General features: G+C 65.0%; 20 protein-coding genes and 2 riboswitches. Of the genes, 5 read left to right on the top strand and 15 right to left on the bottom strand.

Annotation, left to right across the window (positions count from 1 at the left end):
• Position 1: 1 nt before the first annotated feature.
• Both AAG591_RS08670 and mmsB read left to right on the top strand, forming a co-directional pair.
• Entirely contained in the window at positions 2 to 784 is a 783-nt protein-coding gene (locus tag AAG591_RS08670; RefSeq protein ID WP_342530759.1) for an enoyl-CoA hydratase-related protein, read from the top strand.
• Positions 785 to 942: 158 nt separating this feature from the next.
• Complete coding sequence (mmsB, locus tag AAG591_RS08665; RefSeq protein WP_342530758.1) at positions 943 to 1815, top strand: 3-hydroxyisobutyrate dehydrogenase; 873 nt, start codon at positions 943 to 945, stop codon at positions 1813 to 1815.
• Positions 1816 to 1967: 152 nt separating this feature from the next.
• On the opposite strand, the gene AAG591_RS08660 is transcribed toward mmsB, so the two are convergent.
• From AAG591_RS08660 to AAG591_RS08595, 14 genes are all read right to left on the bottom strand, one after another.
• The gene (locus AAG591_RS08660; protein ID WP_342530757.1) at positions 1968 to 2696 is read right to left on the bottom strand and encodes an Nmad3 family putative nucleotide modification protein; all 729 of its coding nucleotides are present in this window, start codon (positions 2694 to 2696) and stop codon (positions 1968 to 1970) included.
• Positions 2697 to 2715: 19 nt separating this feature from the next.
• Entirely contained in the window at positions 2716 to 3408 is a 693-nt protein-coding gene (locus AAG591_RS08655) for a hypothetical protein (protein ID WP_342530756.1), read from the bottom strand.
• Positions 3409 to 3470: 62 nt separating this feature from the next.
• Positions 3471 to 5072 carry an aminomethyl-transferring glycine dehydrogenase subunit GcvPB gene (gene gcvPB, locus AAG591_RS08650; protein WP_342530755.1) on the bottom strand — a complete coding sequence of 534 codons (1602 nt, stop codon included), beginning with the start codon at positions 5070 to 5072 and terminating at the stop codon, positions 3471 to 3473.
• Positions 5069 to 6436, bottom strand: coding sequence for an aminomethyl-transferring glycine dehydrogenase subunit GcvPA (gene gcvPA, locus AAG591_RS08645; RefSeq protein ID WP_342530753.1), 1368 nt, complete (start codon positions 6434 to 6436; stop codon positions 5069 to 5071). Before gcvPA ends, gcvPB begins: the two co-directional genes overlap by 4 nt.
• Positions 6437 to 6572: 136 nt before the next feature.
• A complete protein-coding gene (gcvH, locus tag AAG591_RS08640; protein ID WP_342530752.1) occupies positions 6573 to 6944 on the bottom strand; it encodes a glycine cleavage system protein GcvH in 372 nt (123 codons plus the stop codon).
• A gap of 3 nt (positions 6945 to 6947) precedes the next feature.
• A complete protein-coding gene (gene gcvT / locus AAG591_RS08635) occupies positions 6948 to 8075 on the bottom strand; it encodes a glycine cleavage system aminomethyltransferase GcvT (RefSeq protein WP_342530751.1) in 1128 nt (375 codons plus the stop codon).
• A 50-nt stretch (positions 8076 to 8125) separates the two neighbouring features.
• Positions 8126 to 8210: riboswitch (glycine riboswitch) on the bottom strand.
• A riboswitch (glycine riboswitch) is annotated at positions 8211 to 8306 on the bottom strand. It lies immediately after the preceding riboswitch.
• 55 nt (positions 8307 to 8361) lie between these two features.
• The gene (locus AAG591_RS08630) at positions 8362 to 9309 is read right to left on the bottom strand and encodes a TSUP family transporter (RefSeq protein ID WP_342530750.1); all 948 of its coding nucleotides are present in this window, start codon (positions 9307 to 9309) and stop codon (positions 8362 to 8364) included.
• Positions 9309 to 10271, bottom strand: coding sequence for a phytanoyl-CoA dioxygenase family protein (locus AAG591_RS08625; RefSeq protein WP_342530748.1), 963 nt, complete (start codon positions 10269 to 10271; stop codon positions 9309 to 9311). Before AAG591_RS08625 ends, AAG591_RS08630 begins: the two co-directional genes overlap by 1 nt.
• A gap of 20 nt (positions 10272 to 10291) precedes the next feature.
• The gene (metH, locus tag AAG591_RS08620) at positions 10292 to 12931 is read right to left on the bottom strand and encodes a methionine synthase (protein WP_342530747.1); all 2640 of its coding nucleotides are present in this window, start codon (positions 12929 to 12931) and stop codon (positions 10292 to 10294) included.
• Positions 12932 to 12934: 3 nt separating this feature from the next.
• Entirely contained in the window at positions 12935 to 13462 is a 528-nt protein-coding gene (locus tag AAG591_RS08615) for a GNAT family N-acetyltransferase (protein WP_342530745.1), read from the bottom strand.
• Positions 13459 to 14508: a homocysteine S-methyltransferase family protein gene (locus AAG591_RS08610; RefSeq protein ID WP_342530744.1), complete on the bottom strand. Its 1050-nt coding sequence runs from the start codon at positions 14506 to 14508 to the stop codon at positions 13459 to 13461. Before AAG591_RS08610 ends, AAG591_RS08615 begins: the two co-directional genes overlap by 4 nt.
• The gene (gene metF / locus AAG591_RS08605) at positions 14505 to 15458 is read right to left on the bottom strand and encodes a methylenetetrahydrofolate reductase [NAD(P)H] (RefSeq protein WP_342530743.1); all 954 of its coding nucleotides are present in this window, start codon (positions 15456 to 15458) and stop codon (positions 14505 to 14507) included. The genes AAG591_RS08610 and metF overlap by 4 nt, the downstream gene beginning before the upstream one ends.
• Positions 15455 to 16444: an ArsR/SmtB family transcription factor gene (locus tag AAG591_RS08600; RefSeq protein WP_342530742.1), complete on the bottom strand. Its 990-nt coding sequence runs from the start codon at positions 16442 to 16444 to the stop codon at positions 15455 to 15457. The genes metF and AAG591_RS08600 overlap by 4 nt, the downstream gene beginning before the upstream one ends.
• A 71-nt stretch (positions 16445 to 16515) precedes the next feature.
• The gene (locus AAG591_RS08595; protein ID WP_342530741.1) at positions 16516 to 17136 is read right to left on the bottom strand and encodes a flavin reductase family protein; all 621 of its coding nucleotides are present in this window, start codon (positions 17134 to 17136) and stop codon (positions 16516 to 16518) included.
• Positions 17137 to 17238: 102 nt separating this feature from the next.
• Here AAG591_RS08595 and AAG591_RS08590 point away from each other — a divergent pair, with 102 nt between their 5' ends.
• From AAG591_RS08590 to fghA, 3 genes are read left to right on the top strand one after another with little or no spacing between them, the layout of a single operon-like run.
• Positions 17239 to 18348 (top strand): S-(hydroxymethyl)glutathione dehydrogenase/class III alcohol dehydrogenase, encoded by a 1110-nt coding sequence (locus AAG591_RS08590; protein WP_342530739.1) that lies wholly within the window; start codon positions 17239 to 17241, stop codon positions 18346 to 18348.
• Positions 18348 to 18716 (top strand): cupin domain-containing protein, encoded by a 369-nt coding sequence (locus AAG591_RS08585; RefSeq protein ID WP_342530737.1) that lies wholly within the window; start codon positions 18348 to 18350, stop codon positions 18714 to 18716. Before AAG591_RS08590 ends, AAG591_RS08585 begins: the two co-directional genes overlap by 1 nt.
• Position 18717: 1 nt before the next feature.
• Complete coding sequence (gene fghA, locus AAG591_RS08580; RefSeq protein ID WP_342530736.1) at positions 18718 to 19557, top strand: S-formylglutathione hydrolase; 840 nt, start codon at positions 18718 to 18720, stop codon at positions 19555 to 19557.
• Between the two features lie 12 nt (positions 19558 to 19569).
• Here the strand turns inward: fghA and AAG591_RS08575 are convergent, their stop codons facing one another.
• Positions 19570 to 20856, bottom strand: a complete 1287-nt coding sequence (locus AAG591_RS08575) for a sensor domain-containing diguanylate cyclase (protein WP_342530735.1) — start codon at positions 20854 to 20856, stop codon at positions 19570 to 19572.
• Between the last annotated feature and the right edge of the window lie 41 nt (positions 20857 to 20897).

Below are 20897 nucleotides of genomic sequence, written 5' to 3'. Positions count from 1 at the left end.
AATGCCCTACGAAACCATCACCACCGAAACCGACGGCGCGGTCACCACCATCACGCTCAACCGCCCGCAGGCGCTGAACGCGCTTTCCAGCGTGGTGCTCGACGAGCTGATCGACGCCTTCGCCGCCTACCAGAACGACGACAGCCAGCTGTGCGCGATCCTGACCGGGTCGGGCGACAAGGCCTTTGCCGCCGGCGCGGACATCAAGGAAATGAGCGAGAAGGACGCGGCGGATTTCTATCTGCAGGATTTCTTCGCCAAGTGGACCAGCCACATCGTCGAAGCGGTGCGCAAGCCGTGGATCGCGGCGGTCAACGGCTTCGCGCTGGGCGGCGGGTGCGAGCTTGCGATGATGGCCGACTTCATCATCGCAAGCGACAGGGCCAAGTTCGGCCAACCCGAGATCAAGCTGGGCGTCGCGCCGGGCATGGGCGGTTCGCAGCGGCTCACCCGCGCGGTGGGCAAGGCCAAGGCGATGGAAATGTGCCTGACCGGCCGGATGATGGACGCCGAGGAAGCCGAACGCAGCGGCCTCGTCGCGCGCGTCGTGCCGCATGACACGCTGATGGACGAAGCGCGCACCACCGCCGCGACCATCGCCGGAATGCCGCCGATGGCCGCGATGGTGAACAAGGAAATGGTCAACGCCGCCTACGAGACTACCTTAAGCCAAGGCGTGCTCCACGAACGCCGCCTGTTCCAGATCCTCACCGCGACCGAGGACAAGGCCGAGGGTATGAAAGCCTTCATCGAGAAGCGCGACGGGCAGTGGAAGGGGCGGTGAACCCTTAAGCCCTCTCCCCTTGAGGGGAGAGGGTTGGGAGAGGGGTCTGCAAGACTCGCAGGTCAGGTCGCCCCTCTCCAACTTCGGCTAGGCGCATGTGCGCCAAGCCTGCGTATCCTCTCCCCTCGCGGGGAGAGGGGGAATTGGAGAGAGATGCTATGAAAATCGCCTTTATCGGCCTCGGCAACATGGGCGGCGGGATGGCCGCGAACCTGGTCAAGAACGGCCACGAAGTGCGCGCGTTCGACCTTTCCGAAGACGCGCTCGCCAAGGCGAAGTCGAACGGCTGCGAGACCTTCACCGAAGCGACGGAAGCCGTGCAGGGCGTCGATGCCGTGGTCTCGATGCTGCCTAATGGCGGGATCGTGACGTCGGTCTATTCCGACGCCGTGATTGGCCACGCGCCCGAAGGCGCGGCGCTGCTCGACTGCTCGACCATCGACGTCGCCACCGCCAAGGAGGTGACCGAAATGGCCACCGCCAAAGGCTACAAGATGGTCGACGCGCCGGTCAGCGGCGGGATCGCGGCGGCAGACGGCGGCACGCTGACCTTCATGGTCGGCGGCACCGAAGACGCCTTTGCGGCGGCCAAGCCGATCCTCGAAGGCATGGGCAAGGCCGTGATCCACGCGGGCGACGCGGGCGCGGGGCAGACCGCAAAGATCTGCAACAACATGCTGCTCGCGATCTCGATGATCGGCGTCGCCGAAGCGATGCAGATGGCGCAGAAGCTGGGGCTCGATCCGCAGAAATTCTACGAGATTTCCTCGCAGTCGAGCGGCTATTGCTGGTCGCTCAATGCCTACACGCCGCTCCCCGGCGTGGGCGTCGAGAGCCCCGCAGACCGCGACTATCAAGGCGGCTTCGCGACCGCGCTGATGCTCAAGGACCTGCGCCTCGCGATGGCGGCGGCGGAAGAGGTCGACGCGGGCGTGCCTTTGGGCGCACGCGCGGCGAGCCTGTACGAGGATTTCGCGGGCGCGGGCAATGACGGCCTCGACTTCTCGGCGATCATCAAGACGTACAAATAGTGGACCGATCCTCCCCGTTTTCGCGCCAGCGCAAAGGCGGAGCTGGCGCGCAGCCGCAGGCTGCGTGACGGAGGGGCCATGGCGCCACCGGCCCCTCCACCGCCCTGCGGGCGGTCGCCCTCCCCATTTATCCTTCGGAGAAACGGGGAGGATCAGAATTCTTCGAGAACCCGCTCCAGCCATTCGCGCGGGGCCTTGCGGCGGCCCACATCCGCGACGAATTCCTGACCGCGCGCCACGCTGCTCAAACGACTGCCGGGCAACCAGCGATCGGGCCGGTCGTGGTAGCTCAGCCCGCCAGGCTTCAGCCACACAGGCCTCTCCCACAGCGTCAGCGGGCCGCCGGGCACGGTGAGGCGTAGCGCATCGCTGGCGAAGCGCGCCTGCCGTCCCTCGCCTTCGTAGATCGTGTCGTTGCTGCCATGCATGCCGAGCACATGCGGATGGCTGCTATCCTCCAGATGCTCGGGCACCCCCTCGGCCAGTCGATGCACCGCCGCGACCCGCAGGTAGCCGAAGATACGGTGATGCCGCTCCCCATCCTCGCCCGCGAACAGCCCGAAAAACAGGAAGACGTCGCCTACGCCGACACCGTGATTGGCGAGATGCGTCTGCGCTGCGCCGACCTGCCCGAACAGGCAGCGCCCACCAGCCACGAACATCGGATCGTGGTGGCACAGGCTATCGGCGTGGTAGCGGCCCTTGCTCGCTTTCGTAGCCCACTCGCCCAGGCCGAGATCGCCGTAAGCCGTCTTCGACAGGCCTTTCGTGTCGGGGATCGGCAGGCTGATCGGCCACGCGCCCGCAGCATCCGGCATGATCGGAGACGGGCCGCCACCGCTTGCGCTGTCGAACCCCTTGCGGCTGAAGACGATCTTCACGCAGGCACGGCCCGAGCGATCAGTATTCCCCGTCGTTGAAGAAGCCTTCGCGGAAGATGAAGGCGGTCTTCCCCTCGTCCTCGCGCACCATGCTCACCTGACCGTGCCAGTCGAAGGTATCGCTGCCTTTTGCGGGATAGCCTTTCCCCGGAAGCTTGCGCAGCACCTTGGGCGACCCGTCGGGATTCACATCAATGCCGAGGTCCGCCAGCTTCTTCGCCACGACGGTCACGGGTTCGGCAAAATACATCTTGGTAATGTCCGGCTTGAGGTCGAAGCTAACCGGGCTGGTATCAGCCCCCAGGCCGAGCACCTGCAAGCCTTCCCACTGCCCTTCGAAATCGAGCCGCACCTTCCACAACCCGTCGTCACCCTGCGGAGCAATGATCCGCGGCGTGACGGTGATGTCGGTCGTGGGGACTTCGCGCGGTCCGGCGGAGACCAGAGCGGTCTGATTGTCATTCGACTTGTACGAATAGTTGAGCAGCATGCGCGCATCCATCGTCAGCGGTGCGAGCACGTGATCCTCCTTCGCATCGAAGAGCCCCGACAGGTCCGGCCCGCGCAGCGGCGCGGGCTTGTAAACCTCCTCCTGCGCGGCTTCGGCGGCGGATGTCGCGCCGCTCGAGGTGGCGCTGTCATCCGCCGATGCGTTTCCGCAGCCGCCCGCCAAAAGTCCAAGCACTGCCACAAGGCCAATCGAAATACGCAAGGTTCATCCTCCCCATTAAAAAAACGGAGAGATCATGCCGAGAGGGCGGGCGCGTTACAAGGCTACCGCCCGCCGACCTCGCTGCGTGCCGCCGCACCGCCGGGGGCCAATTCGCCCTCCCATGCGAGGACCGGCTTCCTCGCCGCCTGCGTTTCGTCAAGGCGACGGCGCGGCGCGAAGTACGGCGCGGCCTTCAGGCTTTCGTCGCCAGCCTTGGCCCGCTCCGCGACCGAGCGCAGCGCGCCGATGAACTGGTCCAGCCCCGCCTTGCTTTCAGTCTCGGTCGGTTCGATGAGCATCGCGCCGTGAACCACCAGCGGGAAGTACATCGTCATCGGGTGATAGCCCTCGTCGATCAACGCCTTGGCGAGATCGAGTGTCGAAAGCCCCTCGGCAAAGCCCTGATCGCCGAACAGCGCCTCGTGCATGCACGGGCCGCTCTCCCCGAACGGCGCATGAAGCAGGTCTTCGAGGCTGCGCAGGATGTAGTTGGCGTTGAGCACCGCGTCTTCCGCGACCTGCGCCAGGCCGTCCGCGCCGTGGCTGAGGATATAGGCGAGCGCGCGGGTGAACATGCCCATCTGCCCGTGGAACGCGGTCATCCGCCCGAAGGCCTGCGTGTGGTCGTATTCGGCAGCGTTCTCTTCCTCGACCAGATGGACGACGCCATCCTTGTCGCGCGCGGTGAACGGCAGCGGGCCATACGGTGAGAGGGCTTCGGACAGAACCACCGGCCCCGAGCCCGGCCCACCACCGCCATGCGGGGTGGAGAAGGTCTTGTGCAGGTTGATGTGCATCGCATCGACTCCAAGGTCGCCCGGGCGCACCTTGCCGACGATGGCGTTGAAGTTCGCGCCGTCGCAATAAACGAAGCCGCCCGCCGCGTGGACCGCATCGGAGATCGCCTTCATGTCGCGTTCGAACAGCCCGCAGGTGTTGGGGTTGGTGATCATCACCGCCGCCACATCGGGGCCGAGCCGCGCCTTGAGCTTCTCCAGATCCACGCGCCCTTCGGCGGTCGCGGGGATATCCTCCACCTCGTAGCCCGCGAAGGCGGCGGTGGCGGGATTTGTGCCGTGCGCGCTCTCGGGCACCAGCACGACCTTGCGCGCATCGCCGCGCGCTTCCAATGCGGCGCGGATGCACAGGATGCCGCACAGCTCGCCATGCGCGCCCGCCTTGGGGCTCATCGCGACGCCGTGCATGCCCGTCAGCTCGATCAGCCAGAACGCGAGTTCGTTGATGACTTCGAGCGCGCCGCGCACCGTATCGACCGGCTGGAGCGGGTGGACGTCCGCAAAGCCGGGCATCCGCGCGACCTTCTCGTTCAGGCGCGGATTGTGCTTCATCGTGCAGCTGCCGAGCGGGAAGAGCCCCAGGTCGATCGCGTAGTTCTGCCGGCTGAGCCGCGTGTAGTGGCGCACGCATTCGGGCTCGGAGAGGCCGGGCAGGCCAATCGGATCGGCACGGTCGAGCCCGCCGAGGCGATTGGGCGCGTCGGCCTGCGGTTCGGGCAGGTCGACCCCGGTGGTTTCGGTATGGCCGATCTCGAAGATCAGCGGCTCTTCCAGCATCAGCGCGCGGTTGCCGGTGAAGGTCGGGCTTTCGCTGTCGCCAGAGACGGGCGCGCTGGGCTTCCAGCCGGACTTATTGGGCGCGTTCATGCCAGCACCTCCTTCAGGGCAGCGCAGAGGGTGTCGATATCCTCCTCGCTGGTGGTTTCGGTGAGTGTGACGAGCAGGCCTTCGGACAGGGCATCATTGGCCGGGAAGAGCCGCCCGAGCGAGACGCCCGCGAGGATGCCATCATCCGCCAGTTTACGGACGACCTTGCGCGCGTCTTGGCCGATCATCAGCGTGAATTCGTTGAAGAAGCTGTCGTTGAGCACGGTGACGCCCGGTACTGCCGCCAGCTTGTCCGCCGCGAGGCAGGCGAGGCGGTGGTTCTCCGCCGCGAGCTGGCGCAGCCCCTTCTCGCCCAGCAGGCTCATGTGGACGTTGAACGCCAGCGCGCAAAGGCCGCTGTTGGTGCAGATATTGCTGGTCGCCTTCTCGCGCCGGATATGCTGCTCGCGCGTCGAGAGCGTCAGCACGAAGCCGCGCTTGCCCTCGGCATCCTGCGTCTCGCCACAGAGCCGCCCCGGCATCATGCGCACATGCTTGGGGTCGCGTACTGCGAAGAGGCCCAGATACGGCCCGCCGAACTGGAGCCCGACGCCGAGCGACTGCCCTTCCCCGACCACGATATCCGCGCCCATCTCGCCGGGCGACTTCACCGCGCCCAGCGCCACGGGTTCAAGGTTCACCGCGATCACCAATGCGCCCTTGGCATGCGCGGCCTCGCTGATCTTTTCGAGGTCGGACAGGCGCCCAAGGATGTCGGGGTACTGGACCACGACGCACGAGGTATCCTCGTCGATCCGGCCGATCAGCCCGTCGAGATCGGGCGAGCCCTGCAAGCTCGGCTGCGCGTCGGCGATCTCGTCATCGGTGAACTTCGCCATGGTCCGCACGACCTCGGCATAATGCGGGTGCAGCGCGCCCGAGAGGACGACCTTCTTGCGCTTGCCGCGCGCGATCCGCCCCGCCATCGCGATCGCTTCCCAGCACGCGGTAGAGCCATCGTACATCGACGCATTTGCCACCGCGCAGCCATAGAGGCGCGCGACCTGGCTCTGGAACTCGAACAGCATCTGCAGCGTGCCCTGCGCGATCTCGGGCTGGTACGGCGTGTAGGCGGTCAGGAATTCGCCGCGCTGGATGATATGGTCGACGCTGGCAGGAACGTGGTGGCGATAGGCCCCTGCGCCGAGGAAGAAGGGCGCGTCCGCCGCCGCGAGGTTCTTCTTGGAGAGCGCGCGCATGTGCCGTTCCACCGCCATCTCGCTGGCATGCATAGGCAGGCCCTCGATCGGGCCATCGAGGCGGGCGTGCCCGGGCACATCCACGAACAGGTCATCGATCGAACAAGCACCGACTTTGGCGAGCATCTCGCCACGGTCGGCATCGGTCAGGGGGAGGTAGCGCATTGAAACTCCTTACCCCCTCCCGCTAGCGGGAGGGGAGCGAGACTTGGGCCGCGAAGCGGTCTTAGTCGCAGCGGGGTGGGCCTACCGGCCCATGCCCACCCCCTGCCCCTCCCGCGAGCGGGAGGGGAGATCGGCATCACAGCCCCTCGACGAAACTCTTGTAGGCGGCTTCGTCCATCAGGCCTTCCAGCTCGCTTTCATCGGCGATGGTCAGCTTGAAGAACCAGCCGTCTTCTTCCGGCGAGGAATTGACCAGCGCCGGGTCTTCTTCGAGCGCGGAGTTCACTTCGATCACGGTGCCGCTGATTGGCGCGTAGACGTCGCTCGCGGCCTTGACGGATTCGACCACCGCCGCGTCCTTGCTCTTTTCGAGTTCGGCGCCTTCGTCGGGCAGTTCGACGAACACGATATCGCCCAGCTGCTCCTGCGCATATTCGGTGATGCCGACCGTGGCGGCTTCGCCTTCGACTTCGATCCACTCGTGGTCTTCGGTGTAGTAACGGGACATGTGCTAGCTCCCCCGGAAATAGCGGTGTTGGACAAAGGGCATTTTCGCGACGCGCGCAGGCAGGCGTTTGTTCCGGACCTGCACTTCGAGCGCGGTATCGATTTCGGCATGGGCGGTTTCGACATAGCCCATGGCGATCGGGTGACCCAGCGTGGGCGAGAAGCCGCCGCTGGTGACGGTACCGACTTGGCGGTCGCCCGCGAATATCTCAGCACCTTCGCGCGCGGGCAAGCGGCCTTCGAGCATCAGGCCAACCCACTTGCGCGGCGTGCCTTCCGCGATCTCGCGGTTGATCCGCTCGGCGCCCGGATAACCGCCTTCGGTACGGCGGCGCTTGTTGATGCCGAAGATCAGCCCGGCTTCGATCGGGCTCGTCTCGGGCGAAAGGTCGTGGCCGTAGAGCGGCAGGCCCGCTTCAAGCCGCAGCGAATCGCGCGCGCCAAGGCCGATCGGCTTCACCTCGGGCTCGCCGCAAAGCAGCGTGGCGACCTCTTCCACTGCATCGGCGGCAATCGAAATCTCGAACCCGTCTTCGCCGGTATAGCCAGCCCGCGCGATGGTCACATCGTGGCCCGCGATGGTATACTGGCCGAACTTCATGAAGGTCAGCGCAGACAGCGGATATTCGCCCTGCGCATGCCGAGCCAGCGCATCCGCCGCCTTGGGACCCTGCAACGCCAGCAGCGCGCGGTCTTCCAAATGGTTGAGCGTGATGTCGTCGGGCAGGTGTTCGCGCAGGTGGCCGATATCGTCCCACTTGGTCGCGCCGTTGACCACCAGATAGAGATGGTTCGGCCAGCGCGAGACCATCAGGTCGTCGAGCACGCCGCCATTCTCGTCGAGCAGCAGCGAATAGCGTTGCTGGCCCAGCTTCAGCGTCGAGAGGTCGATCGGCAGCACCGCTTCGACCGCAGCGTCGAGATCGGGGCCGGAGAGCAGCAGCTGGCCCATGTGCGACACGTCGAAAAGCCCTGCGCTGCTGCGCGTCCATTCGTGTTCGGCGACAATGCCCTCGTACTGGATCGGCATTTCGTAGCCCGCGAAAGGCACCATCCGCGCACCTTGCGCGCGGTGCCACGCGTCGAGCGGCAGCGTCTGCGTTTCTTCGGGTGTTTCGTCTTCGCTCATCATCCAATATCCGACAGCCGCGGGAAGACGCGCGTTCCTGCGCATCCTTGCCGCCTGCCCCCTCTGTCGGAATACCTGAGAGCTTACCCCTTCGGTGGCCCTCCCCCTATGGGAAAAAGCGCTTTCCAGAGTGTCCAATCGGCGCGCGCGGTTCGCTTGCCTGAGAGTTTCCGGGGCGGTTGCTCCTTCGGCGCCGCCAACCCGAAAGCCGGCGATCTCTCCCGCGCGCTCCGCCGCAGAATCGCTCCTGCGGAGAACACCCCAGCCCTGCGCGATTCGCTGCATTGCGTCAATTGCGCATCAGCCACAAAAGATAGATTGCCGACAGGACGATCCAGCTGCCGTCGAGCGTCTTCAATCGCCGTGCGCCCAGCCACAGGGCGATCGGCCGCGCGAAGAATGCGCCCAGCACCGCGCCCGGTGCAGCCAGCACCACCACTTCCCACGGCATCGTGCCCGCATTTACGTGCCATACGCTCCCCGCGATCACGCTTATCGCAGAGATGACGCACGCCGCGCCGGTACACAGCAGCACGGGGTAGTGGCGGATGAACAGGTACAGCGCCACGAGTTCGCCGATCCCGACCGAAAACAGCGCGGTGATCGCACCGCCCGGAGCTGCCAGAAGCAGCAAGGCGACCAGATCGACCGGGGCGAGGCGCGTTCTCTCCGGTCGCTCGCGGTTCACGGTCCAGGTGGTTGCGATCAGTGCCAGGCCGAGCAGGATGGAAAAGCTCTTGTACCCGGCCAGCACCGCCTGCGCGTCGAAGGCGGCCAGCCGCTGCGTCGCGAGCATGGCGGGCAGCGAAAGTGCGAGCACCGCCGCCACGACCAGCGCGAAGTCGCGGGCCTGGACTGGCGCGGTCTGCGATCCGGGCGCGACTGGAGGCTGATGCAGCAACCGGTCGCTCCACCGCAGCGCGCCCATCGTCATGCCGAAGCTCTGGATGCCCATCGAGGCGGCAACCACGTGCAGCGGGTCGAGCGCCATGATCCCGTGTTCACGCAGCGCGTTGAACACCGGCACGAACACCACCCCGCCCCCGGTGCCCGAGGTATTGGCGATGATCGCCCCCAGCGTGCCGACCGGCGGCAGGAACCACAGCGCGCGAAGCAGCTCCCAGTTCAGCGGCACCAGCCGCCAGATCGCAGCGTAAAGCCCAAGCAGCACTATCCCGCCGATGAGCGGCAGGCGGTCTCGCGGCATCGCTGAGGTACGCTCGCCCCCCGGCTGCATCAGCGCCAGACGCTCCTGATCTCCATGTCGGGCGAGTAGTAGTTCAGATATTGCACCAGTCGCGGCTGGCTGGAGCGGTTCGGGCTGGCGGCGTGAGGCAAGTCCTGCCGCCAGATGACCAGATCGCCCGCCTTGCCCGCGACCCTGTGTTCCTTACTCGAGAAATCGACCTTGCGCGGATCGGCGTCGCCCAGCCCGTCCAGCCAGGCGTCGATTGTCCGGTGGAACCCCGGCACGCAACGAAACGCGCCCTGATCGGCGTCAGTGTCGGTCAGGTAGAGCACGCCCTGCGTGCCGAAGGGTATCGGCTGCTTCAGGCTCACGTCCCAGTGGATATCCGATCCGGCGAATGGCCACGCGTCGGCTTCGGGCGGATTGAAGCCCATCCGGTCGATCGTCACCCACAGGTTCTCGGTGCCCCACAGTTGGGCAAAGGCCTTGTGGATGCGCGCGCTGCGCCGCGCCGCGTCGATCGTCGAGTGCTGGAAATCGGGAACCATGATCCCGTTGGTCTTCGCCCGATACCAGCTTTCGCGATCATCGGGCGAGGCGCCGACAGTCTCCCACACATGCTCGCGCAGCGCCGAGACTTCATCCGGCGTGATTGCGTCGGGCAGCACGACGTATCCGTGTGTCTCCCAGAAGGCGATCGCGTCCGCGTCGAGCACCGGCTCCATCGCCGCGATGGCCGCGAGCTGTTGTCGCGCGGCCTTGTTGGGTGCGCGCTCCATCAGCCAGCCGTGATAGCGCGAAATCAGTGCGGCATCGGGAGGTCCGGCGGTCTCGACGATCCACTCGCAGAACCGATCGTAAGATGGATGCTGGCCGTAGAGGAATTCGAAAACCTGCTGGTTGCCCAGGCCGAGCGTGTCGAGCAGCACCTTGCCGACCATTTCCTGCAACGGCATCGCGCCGGTCGCGTGCGACGCCCAGAATTCTTCCAGGCATGCGACTTCAGGCAAGGCAGGCCTTTCCGTTTGCCTCAGTCGAGATTGGGTCTCAGCCATCGCTCCGCTGTAGCCAAATCGACGCCGCGACGCATCGCATAATCTTCCAGCTGGTCGCGGCCGATCCGCGCGACGCCGAAATACTCAGCCTCCGGATGCCCGAAATAGAGCCCGCTCACCGCAGCGGTCGGCCACATGGCGAAATTCTCGGTCAGCGTGAGGCCGGTATTGGCCTTGGCATCGAGCATCTCGAAAAGCAGCGGCTTGAGGCTGTGATCGGGGCACGCGGGGTACCCGGGCGCAGGGCGGATACCGCGATATTCCTCCCTGATCAGCGCCTCGTTGGACAGCTGCTCGTCGGGCGCATAGCCCCACAGATCGGTGCGGACGTGCTTGTGCAGACGCTCGGCAAAGGCTTCTGCGAACCGATCCGCGAGCGATTTCAGGAGGATATCAGAGTAATCGTCCTTATCTTCGCGGAACTTGCGCGAAGGTTCGTCGATCCCGTGGATGCCGACCGCGAAACCGCCGATCCAGTCGCCCGCCGGATCGATGAAGTCGGCGAGGCACATGTTTGCGCGATCGCGGCTCTTCTTGATCTGCTGGCGCAGCATGGGGAGCACGACATGCTCGCGCCCCTCGTCAAGATGTACCGTAATGTCGTCGCCGTCGCGCGCGCAGGGCCACAACCCGCACACTCCGCGCGCGGTCAGCCATTTTTCCTCGATGATCCGGTCGAGCAGCACGTTGGCATCGTCGAACAGGGTGCGCGCGGTTTCGCCCACGATCTCGTCACCCAGGATCTTGGGATAGGTGCCGTGCAATTCCCACGCGCGGAAGAACGGCGTCCAGTCGATATACTCGCGCAGATCCGCCAGCGACCAGTCGTCGAACACGTGCACGCCCGGTTCCAGCGGTCGACCAGGCTTGTCGCGGTAGAACGGATCGTAGTGGTTGGCGCGCGCTTCCTCGAGCGTGAACAGCGGGTTCTTGGTCTTGCCCTCGCGCGCCTCGCGCACCTTTACGTATTCGCTCGCGGTGTCGCCCACGAAGCCATCGCGTTGGGTGTCGGACAGCAGGCGGCTTGCCACCCCGACCGCGCGGCTCGCGTCGAGCACGTGGATCACCGGGCCTTCGTAGGCCGGATCGATCCTCAGCGCGGTGTGCACCTTGCTCGTGGTCGCCCCGCCGATCAGCAGCGGGATCGTCATCTGCGCGCCCTGCATTTCCTCCGCGACGGTCACCATCTCGTCGAGCGAGGGGGTGATCAGGCCCGACAGGCCGATGATATCCGCCTTGTTGTCGTTCGCCGCCTTCAGAATATCGCTCCACGGCACCATCACGCCGAGGTCGATCACCTCGTATCCGTTGCACTGAAGCACGACGCCGACGATATTCTTGCCGATATCGTGGACGTCGCCCTTCACGGTCGCCATCACGATCCTGCCCTTGGTCTTCTGCTCGGCTTCGGGAAGCTTGTCCTTCTCCGCCTCGATGAAGGGAATCAGGTGGGCAACCGCCTTCTTCATCACGCGCGCGGACTTGACCACCTGCGGCAGGAACATCTTGCCCGAACCGAACAGGTCGCCGACCACGTTCATCCCGTCCATTAGCGGGCCTTCGATCACCTCGATCGGGCGACCGCCGCGCGCATCGGTGGCCGCGCGCATTTCCTCGGTATCGTCGACGATATGCGCGTCGATACCCTTGACCAGCGCGTGCTCCAGCCGCTTTTCGACCGGCCAGCCGCGCCATTCGGCGGCTTCCTTCTCCGCCTTCTGGTCCTTGCCCTTGTAGCTTTCGGCGAGCGCGATTAGCCGTTCGGTCGCGGTCTCATCGCCCGGCACCTCGCGATTGAGGATCACGTCCTCGCACGCTTCGCGCAAAGTCGGGTCGATCTGGTCGTAGATGTCGATCTGGCCTGCGTTGACGATCGCCATGTCGAGCCCGGCGGGGATCGCATGGTACAGGAAGACCGAGTGCATCGCGCGGCGCACGACCTCGTTGCCGCGGAAACTGAAGGAGAGGTTGGAGAGCCCGCCGCTGGTCTTGGCATGCGGGCACGCGGCCTTGATCTCCTTCACCGCCTCCAGAAAATCGAGCCCGTAGCGATCATGCTCCTCGATCCCCGTCGCCACCGCGAAGATGTTGGGATCGAAGATGATGTCTTCTGGGGGGAAGCCGATCCCGGTCAGCAGCTTGTAGGCGCGCGTGCAGATTTCGACCTTGCGCTCTTTCGTATCCGCCTGGCCGGTCTCATCGAAGGCCATCACCACGGCCGCCGCGCCGTAATCCATGCACAGACGTGCGTGGGCGAGGAATTCCTCCTCACCTTCCTTCATCGAAATCGAGTTCACGATCGGCTTGCCCGAGACGCATTGCAGCCCCGCCTCGATCACCTGCCATTTCGAGCTGTCGACCATCACCGGCACCCGCGCGATATCGGGCTCGGCACCGATCAGCTTGAGGAAGGTGGTCATCGCGTGGACCGCGTCGAGCAGGCCCTCGTCCATGTTGACGTCGATCACCTGCGCGCCGTTCTCGACCTGCTGGCGCGCGACCTCCACGGCGGCGGCGTAGTCGCCCTCCATGATCAGCTTCTTGAACCGGGCGGAGCCGGTCACATTGGTCCGCTCGCCGATATTGACGAAGTTGGCGATATTTTGCTCGGTCATAAGTTAAGTCCGGTCCAGATCGCGCGCGAGAACGACATCGTCGTACAGCGTGCCGCCAACATCGAAGCGGCGCGTCCCGATCTGGTGAAATCCCTGTTTGGTGTAGAACGCGATGGCGCGGTTGTTGTCTTCCTTCACGCCCAGCAGCAGGCGCGCATGGCCCGCAGCCCCGGCCAGCGCCGCGTCGAGCAGGCGCGCGGCGATGCCGCTGCCGTGAAAGCGCGAGAGGACGTAGATTTTCTTCAGCTCGATATCGCCCTCACGCGCGGCGTCGAGTTCGGGCGCGGTGAGCAGCGCATAGCCGACCGGAGCTGCGTCCAGTTCCGCCAGCCAGGCCCGCGCCCCGTCTGCAAGCAGCTCGCTCAGATACGCAGGCGCGTGCCGTCGCTGGCAATGGGTGACGAGCGCGTCGCCCGAAATCATTCCGGCAAAGGTTTCAAGGAAGGTCGCGTCGGACACCAGTGCCAGCCGTCCGGCATCCTCGCCGCCGGCCTCTCGCACCACCACATGCTCCACAGCCGCATCGGTCACGCAGCGATCTCGAAAGGTTCGAGTCCGGCGAGGCGCATGGCGGTGGGCGGCTTGGGCAGTTCGCGCGGGGCCAGCCCGACGACAGCCTTTGCCATCGCTGCGATATGCTCGGGCGTCGAACCGCAGCAACCGCCCAGGATGTTGACCTGGCCCTTGTCGGCCCAGGCCTTCACCAGCGCTGCGGTGGTGTCGGGTCGTTCGTCGTACTCCCCCAACTCGTTGGGCAAGCCGGCATTGGGATAGACCATCACCAGCGTATCGGCGAGCTTGGCCAGCAGCTGCACATGCGGGCGCAGCTGTTCGGCGCCGAAGCTGCAATTCAGGCCGATGGTCACCGGCTTTGCATGGCGTACGGCATACCAGAACGCCTCGACCGTGTGGCCCGACAGGTTGCGGCCCGAAAGGTCGGTCAGCGTCATCGACATCATGATCGGCACCTCGCGCCCGATCTCGCGCTCCAGCTTCTTGACTGCGAACACGCCCGCCTTGGCATTGAGCGTGTCGAACACGGTCTCGATCAGGATGAAGTCCGCCCCGCCCTTCACCAGCGCGGCGGCCTGTTCGTGATAGACCTCGACCAGATGATCGAAGGTGATCTCGCGGTAGCCGGGGTCTTCCACATCGGGTGAGAGCGACAGGGTCTTGTTGGTCGGGCCGATCGCGCCCGCGACGAAGCGGGGGCGACCGTCCTTCGCGGCATATTCATCCGCGAGGTCGCGTGCGATGCGCGCGGATTCGACGTTTATCGCCTCGACCTTATCCTGCGCGTTGTAATCGGCCTGGCTGATCCGGTTGGCCGAGAACGTATTGGTCGAAACGATATCCGATCCTGCGTCGAGATAGGCGCGGGTGATATCCGCAATCACATCGGGCCGGGTCAGCGCGAGAATGTCGTTATTGCCTTTCTGGTCGGCGGTCAGACCCAGATTCCCGGCGTAATCCTGTTCGGACAGCTTGCGGTTCTGGATCTGCGTGCCGAACGCACCATCGGTTAGCAGGACGCGCTTGGCCGCCTCGGCGAGCAGGCTCTCTCTGGCATTGGTCATGCTGCATTCTCCGTGGGCCGCATGCCGAGCAGGTGGCAGATCGCGTAGGCGAGGTCGGCGCGGTTGAGCGTATAGAAATGATAGTGGCGAATTCCGCCCGCGTAGAGCCGACGGCACATTTCTGCAGCGATCGTGGCTGAAACCAGCTGGCGCGCGGCGGGCCGCCGGTCGAGACCTTCGAACAGATCGTCCATCCACGCCGGGATCTCCGCGCCGCACTGCCCGGCGAATTCGCGGGCCTTGGCGACGTTGGTGATCGGCAGGATGCCGGGCACGATCGGCACGTCGATGCCTGCCTTGTCGGTCTTCTCCAGAAACGCGAAGAATGTTTCGGGCGAGAAGAAGAACTGCGTGATCGCACGGTCCGCGCCCGCATCGATCTTGCGCTTCAGGTAATCGATCTCTGCCTCGGGGCTCTGCGCGTCGGGATGGCATTCGGGATAGGCGCTGACCGAAATTTCGAAATCGGCGACCTCTTTCAGCCCGCGTACCAGTTCTTCGGCATTGGCGTAGCCTTCGGGATGCGGCTCGAACGGGCCGAGCGTGCCGTCTTCGCGCGGCATGTCGCCGCGCAGCGCGACGATGTGGCGCACGCCCGCTTCCCAATAGTGTTCGGCAATCCGCTGCGTTTCTTTCTTCGAGGCATCGACACAGGTGAGGTGCGCTGCCGCGGGTATGCCCGCCTCGGCGATGATCCGGGCAACCGTCTTGTGCGTGCGCTCGCGCGTCGAACCGCCAGCACCATAGGTCACCGAAACGAATTGTGGGCCGAGCGGCTTGAGCTCGGTGACGGCATCCCATAGCTGCGCCTCCATCTTCTCGCTCTTGGGCGGGAAGAATTCGAAGCTGACATCGATGTCGCCCGGCAGGCCGCCGAACAGGGGTTCGCTGGCAGAGCGCGATGCTGCTTCGCGCTTCCCGTTGGGCGAAAGATTGGTCTTGGCCGTCATCTTGCCGCCTTCCTTGTCATGTTGCGGGCGCCGAGCGGGTCGATGCGCCGTGCGACCCAGATCGTCACCGCCAGCGTATCCCCCTCAAGAGTGACGGGCGCAGTTGGTGCAAAGCCGGTCTGGCGAAGGGCATCGGCCAGATGGTCGTCCTCGAACCCCAGCCGCGTGTGCTGGAAGCGCTCGCGCAGTTCCTCGTGCTCGTGCGCCGCGAAATCGACGATCGCGATCCGCCCTCCGGGGCGCAGAACGCGGCCCGCCTCGCGCAAGGGCACCAGCGGATCGGCCGCGTAATGGAGCACCTGGTGGAACAGCACGGTGTCGAAACTGGAAGCGTCGAATGGCAGCGACAGGAAATCGCCCTGCACCAGCTCGATCTTGTCGGCGGGCAGGTTTTGCAGCTTTGCGCGTGCCACCCGCAGCATCTCGAGGCTCTTGTCCAACGCGACGATGCGCGATGCGTCGGCGGTGAAGATTTCAGCCATCCGCCCGGTGCCGGTGCCGATATCGAGCATTTCGCCCAGTGGCTCGTCGTCGAGCGCGGCACGCAGCGCCGCCTCGACCTGGTCGTCCGGGCTGTGACGCCGCCGCAGGTCGTCCCACTCGTCGGCGTGCGCCTCGAACCACTCGGCCGCCTTGCCTTCGCGCGCCTGCCGGATTGCCGATAGCTGGCGGCGATCCTCCTCGCACTGGGCCGCGAATTCCTGGTCTTCCGTCTCAGCGATGGAAAGCAACCGCGCGACCGATGCGGTCAGTGGCGATCCGCCTGCATTATCCGTGGCTGCGCGCAGATAGATCCAGCTCCCTTCGCGGCGCCGGACGGCAAGCCCGGCATCGCACAGGATCGAGGCATGGCGCGAGACGCGCGGCTGGCTTTGCTGGAGCACCTGCGACAGTTCCCCCACCGCAAGCTCCATCGTGCCGAGCAGCCGCATGATCCGCAGCCGGGTAGTGTCGCCGAGCGCGCGCAGGATGGCTTCGATACGCATGGCGACCGACATATAAAGATATTTTTATATCTACAAGTCTTACACGCGATCAGCGTGCTCGGTCGACCGGTCTAGCGCCCTTCGATCTGGCGCAGCAGCCGCAACTGCGCCGCGCCAAGCTCGCTCAGACGCCAGTCGGCATCCTCCCCAACGCCCTCGCGCAGGATCAGCCCTTCGGCGAGCAGGCGCGCAGTATCCGCATCGCTCGGGCGGTCGCCGTCGGGCATCACCCGTCCGTAGCGCCCGCCGTGATAGATCAGCGGTTCGGCAGGCGTGCGCTCGAAATCGACCACCTCGCCGAGGAAGATGGCGTGATCGCCACCCTCGTATTCGAACTTGGCAGTGCAGCCGAAGCGCGCGGCGCAATTCTCGATCCGGGGGGCACCCTCGGGCCCGTCGCCGCAATCGAGCCCTTCGAACTTGTCCGTTCCCCGGCTGGCGAAACGATTGGAGAGCTCCTGCTGGTCGGCAGCGAGCACGTGGACCGCCCACGCCTTGGCAGTGCGGAAAACGGGCAGATTGCGGCTGCCGAGCGAGAGGCTCCACAACACCATCGGCGGGTCGAGCGAGACCGAATTGAAGCTGTTGGCGGTCAGCCCGGTGGGCCGTCCTTCGCCATCATAGGTGGTGACGATCGTCACCCCGGTCACAAAAGTGCCGAGCGCATCGCGAAAGGCGGATTGATCGATCACGGTTCAAGCGCCTAGGCAGGCGCGAACCCGAGCGCAAGGCACCATCGGCCCGGCGCACGCATTGGTAACACGCAACATCCCCCGGATCAGGAGAGCAATCCCATGAAAACCCGCGCCGCCGTCGCCTTCGAAGCCAAGCAGCCGCTCGAAATCGTCGAACTCGATCTGGAAGGCCCCAAGGCGGGCGAAGTGCTGATCGAGATCAAGGCAACGGGCATCTGCCACACCGATGCCTACACGCTCGACGGGCTCGACAGCGAAGGTCTGTTCCCCAGCGTGCTGGGGCATGAAGGCGCGGGCATTGTCCGCGAGGTCGGCCCGGGCGTGACGAGCGTGAAGGAAGGCGATCACGTCATCCCGCTTTACACCCCCGAATGCCGCCAGTGCAAAATGTGCCTGTCGGGCAAGACCAACCTGTGCAGCGCGATCCGCGAGACGCAGGGGAAAGGCCTGATGCCCGACGGGACGACGCGGTTCTCCTACCAGGGCAAGCCGATCTACCACTACATGGGCTGCTCCACCTTCTCGAACTTCACCGTCCTTCCCGAGATCGCGGTCGCCAAGATTCGCGAGGACGCACCGTTCCACACGAGCTGCTACATCGGCTGCGGCGTGACCACGGGTGTCGGCGCGGTGGTCAACACCGCCGATGTGCGCCCGGGCGACAACGTGGTGGTCTTCGGGCTTGGCGGGATCGGCCTCAACGTCATCCAGGGCGCGCGCATGGCGGGTGCCGACCGGATCGTGGGTGTCGACATCAACCCGGACAAGAAGCCCTACGCCGAACATTTCGGGATGACCGATTTCGTCAACCCGAAGGAAGTCGACGACGTAGTCGCGCATCTGGTCCAGATGCTCGACGGCGGGGCGGACTACAGCTTCGATTGCACGGGCAATACCGACGTGATGCGTCAGGCGCTCGAATGCTGTCACAAGGGCTGGGGCACCTCGATCATCATCGGCGTCGCCGAAGCGGGCAAGACGATCGAGACGCGCCCGTTCCAGCTGGTGACGGGCCGCAACTGGCGCGGCACTGCGTTCGGCGGGGCCAAGGGCCGCACCGACGTGCCCAAGATCGTCGACTGGTACATGGACGGCAAGATCCAGATCGACCCGATGATCACCCACGTGCTGAAGCTGGAAGAGATCAACAAGGGCTTCGACCTGATGCATTCGGGCGAGAGCATCCGCAGCGTGGTGGTGTACGACTGATGGAGGGGACTTCCCACACCAAGGTCAGCCTGGCCGAAAAGTTCGATCTGTTCAGCGAGCGCGGGGCACCCCGTCTCGTTGCTCGCTACAATGGCAACGAAGTCCGGCTTGCCCGGGTGGAGGGGGAGTATCACTGGCATTGCCACCCTGAATCGGATGAACTCTTTCTGGTCGTCGAGGGCGAACTCGACATGGAATTTCGCGACCGGATCGAACATCTTGCCCAAGGCGATCTGATCGTCGTCCCCCGTGGCGTCGAACACCGCCCCTGTGCGCGCTCGGGCGAGGCGAAACTGCTGGTGATGGATGCCGACGGCACCCCCAATACGGGCGATGCTGCAACCGCCTTCATTCCTCTGGAGATCTAGCGTGACGATAGAAACCGTCAGCGAAAACCGCAGCCACAGCGGAACGCAGGGCGTGTACAAACACCCCTCGACCGAGACCGGCACCGATATGACCTTCTCGGTCTTCGTGCCGCCGCAGGCAGACGACCGGCCCTGCCCGGTCCTGTGGTATCTTTCGGGGCTCACCTGCACCCACGCCAATGTCACCGAAAAGGGCGAATACCGGGCGGCCTGCGCCAAGGCCGGCATCATCTTTGTGGCGCCGGACACCAGCCCGCGCGGAGAGGGCGTCGCGGACGACGATGCCTACGACATGGGTCAGGGCGCTGGGTTCTATGTCGACGCGACGCAGGAACCGTGGAGCCCGCACTTCCGGATGCGCAGCTATGTCGAGCGCGAGCTCCCTGCGCTGATCGCCGAGCATTTCCCGGCCGACATGGATCGGCAGGGGATCACCGGCCACTCGATGGGTGGGCACGGCGCGCTCACCATCGGTCTGCGCAATCCTGAAACCTTTCGCTCGATCAGCGCCTTCGCCCCCATCGTCAGCCCGCTCAACTGCCCTTGGGGCGAGAAAGCCCTCTCGGGCTATCTGGGGGAAGATCGCGCAGACTGGCGCGAATATGATGCATGCGCCTTGATAGCGGATGGGGCGCGCGCCGATGCGCTGCTGATCGATCAGGGGACCGCAGATCAGTTTCTCGAAGAGCAGCTGAAGCCCCAATTGCTGGCCGAGGCATGCAAGGATGCAGGCATACCGCTGACGCTCAACATGCGCAGCGGATACGATCACAGCTACTACTTCATATCGAGCTTCATGGCCGATCACGTGGCATGGCACGCGCGGCGGTTGAAGGCCTGAAAGTCTGCCGCGTCAGGTCGCGACGAGCCGCGGGCTGATCGGTTCGGCCACCGACTTCTTCTTCGCTAGCGGGGGTGCGGCAAGGACCTGGTTCTTGCCTGCCGCCTTGGCGTCGTAAAGCGCCTGATCGGAGGCCGAGAGAAGGTCGGATGCCGACTTGGCGGATTCGGGGAGCGAAGCCACGCCAATCGACGCGGCAACGTTGCAGCCATGCTGGTCGGATAGCAGCTCGATCCGCGCACGGACCTGTTCTGCGCGCATCATCGCATCGTCCACGCCGCAATCGGGCAGGATCACCAGCAGTTCCTCGCCGCCATAGCGGCACACGACGTCCGACGGGCGCAGCGCGCCCACGACCTGCGCGGCGACATCCTTGAGCACCGCATCGCCCTTTGCATGGCCATGCTCGTCGTTCAGCACCTTGAAGTTGTCGAGGTCGATCATCAGCACGGACGTCGGCTGGTTCTGCCGATGCGCGAGCGAAATGAACCGGTCGAGCGTGTCTTCCATATAGCGGCGGTTGTACAAGCCCGTCATCGGATCGCGCAGCGACTGCGTGCGCAGCTGCTCGCGAAGCGAGATGTTGGAGAGCGCGAGCGAGGTCGAGTCGGCCAGCGCGCGGGCGATCCGCTGCGCGCGTTCGACATTGTGACACTTGCCACCGCGGTCACCGAGAACCAGCAGGCCGAATACTTGGCCGCGCGCCATCATCGGAACCTCGATGCTCGCGACGTCGCCGATATAGTGCGAACAGCAAAGCGACTGTTCGTGGGGGTTGTTGACGTGATCCTTGCCGCGCTTGAGCGCCCAGCAATTGGCGGGCACCAGGCTTTCGGCGGGCTCGTATGCTTCGGGCATGTCCCAGCTGCCAACCAGATCGAGCCGGTCGCGCGAGTTGTTGAAGACATAGAGCGCCACCCCGCAGCCCGGCAGCAGCTTGCGGCTGGTCGCACGCAGCACCTGCGCCGCGTCGGCATTGCTGTCGGCCGCCTGCAGCGTGTCGGTCATCGCGAACAGTTCTTCGATCTGTTCCTGCGTCTGGTTTATGGCCACGAGGCGCGATGCCTTTTCAGCATTCTGCGCGCGCCTGACCCAGCCGATCGCGATGCTCATCACGAGCGCGAGGGCGATATGTCCGGCGCCGAACACCAGCAGCAGATTGGTCCACATGGGGCTGAGCAGAGCCACCCCGAGGAACGCTGCCAAAGCGAGCACCAACGCATAGCGCAGTACCACCTGCACGGCGACGTAAGCGAACGTGCCGTTTCGGCCATGAAAAAGCGTGTCTGGCAGCCTCATACAGTCCCTCCTGAAAATCTGGCTAATCCAGAAGAGTAAAA

Source organism: Citromicrobium bathyomarinum (assembly GCF_038594485.1).
Taxonomy (GTDB): Bacteria; Pseudomonadota; Alphaproteobacteria; order Sphingomonadales; family Sphingomonadaceae; genus Alteriqipengyuania; species Alteriqipengyuania bathyomarina_A.
The sequence above is the reverse complement of the archived record's forward strand: the minus strand, read 5'-3'. Positions and strand labels throughout refer to the sequence as shown.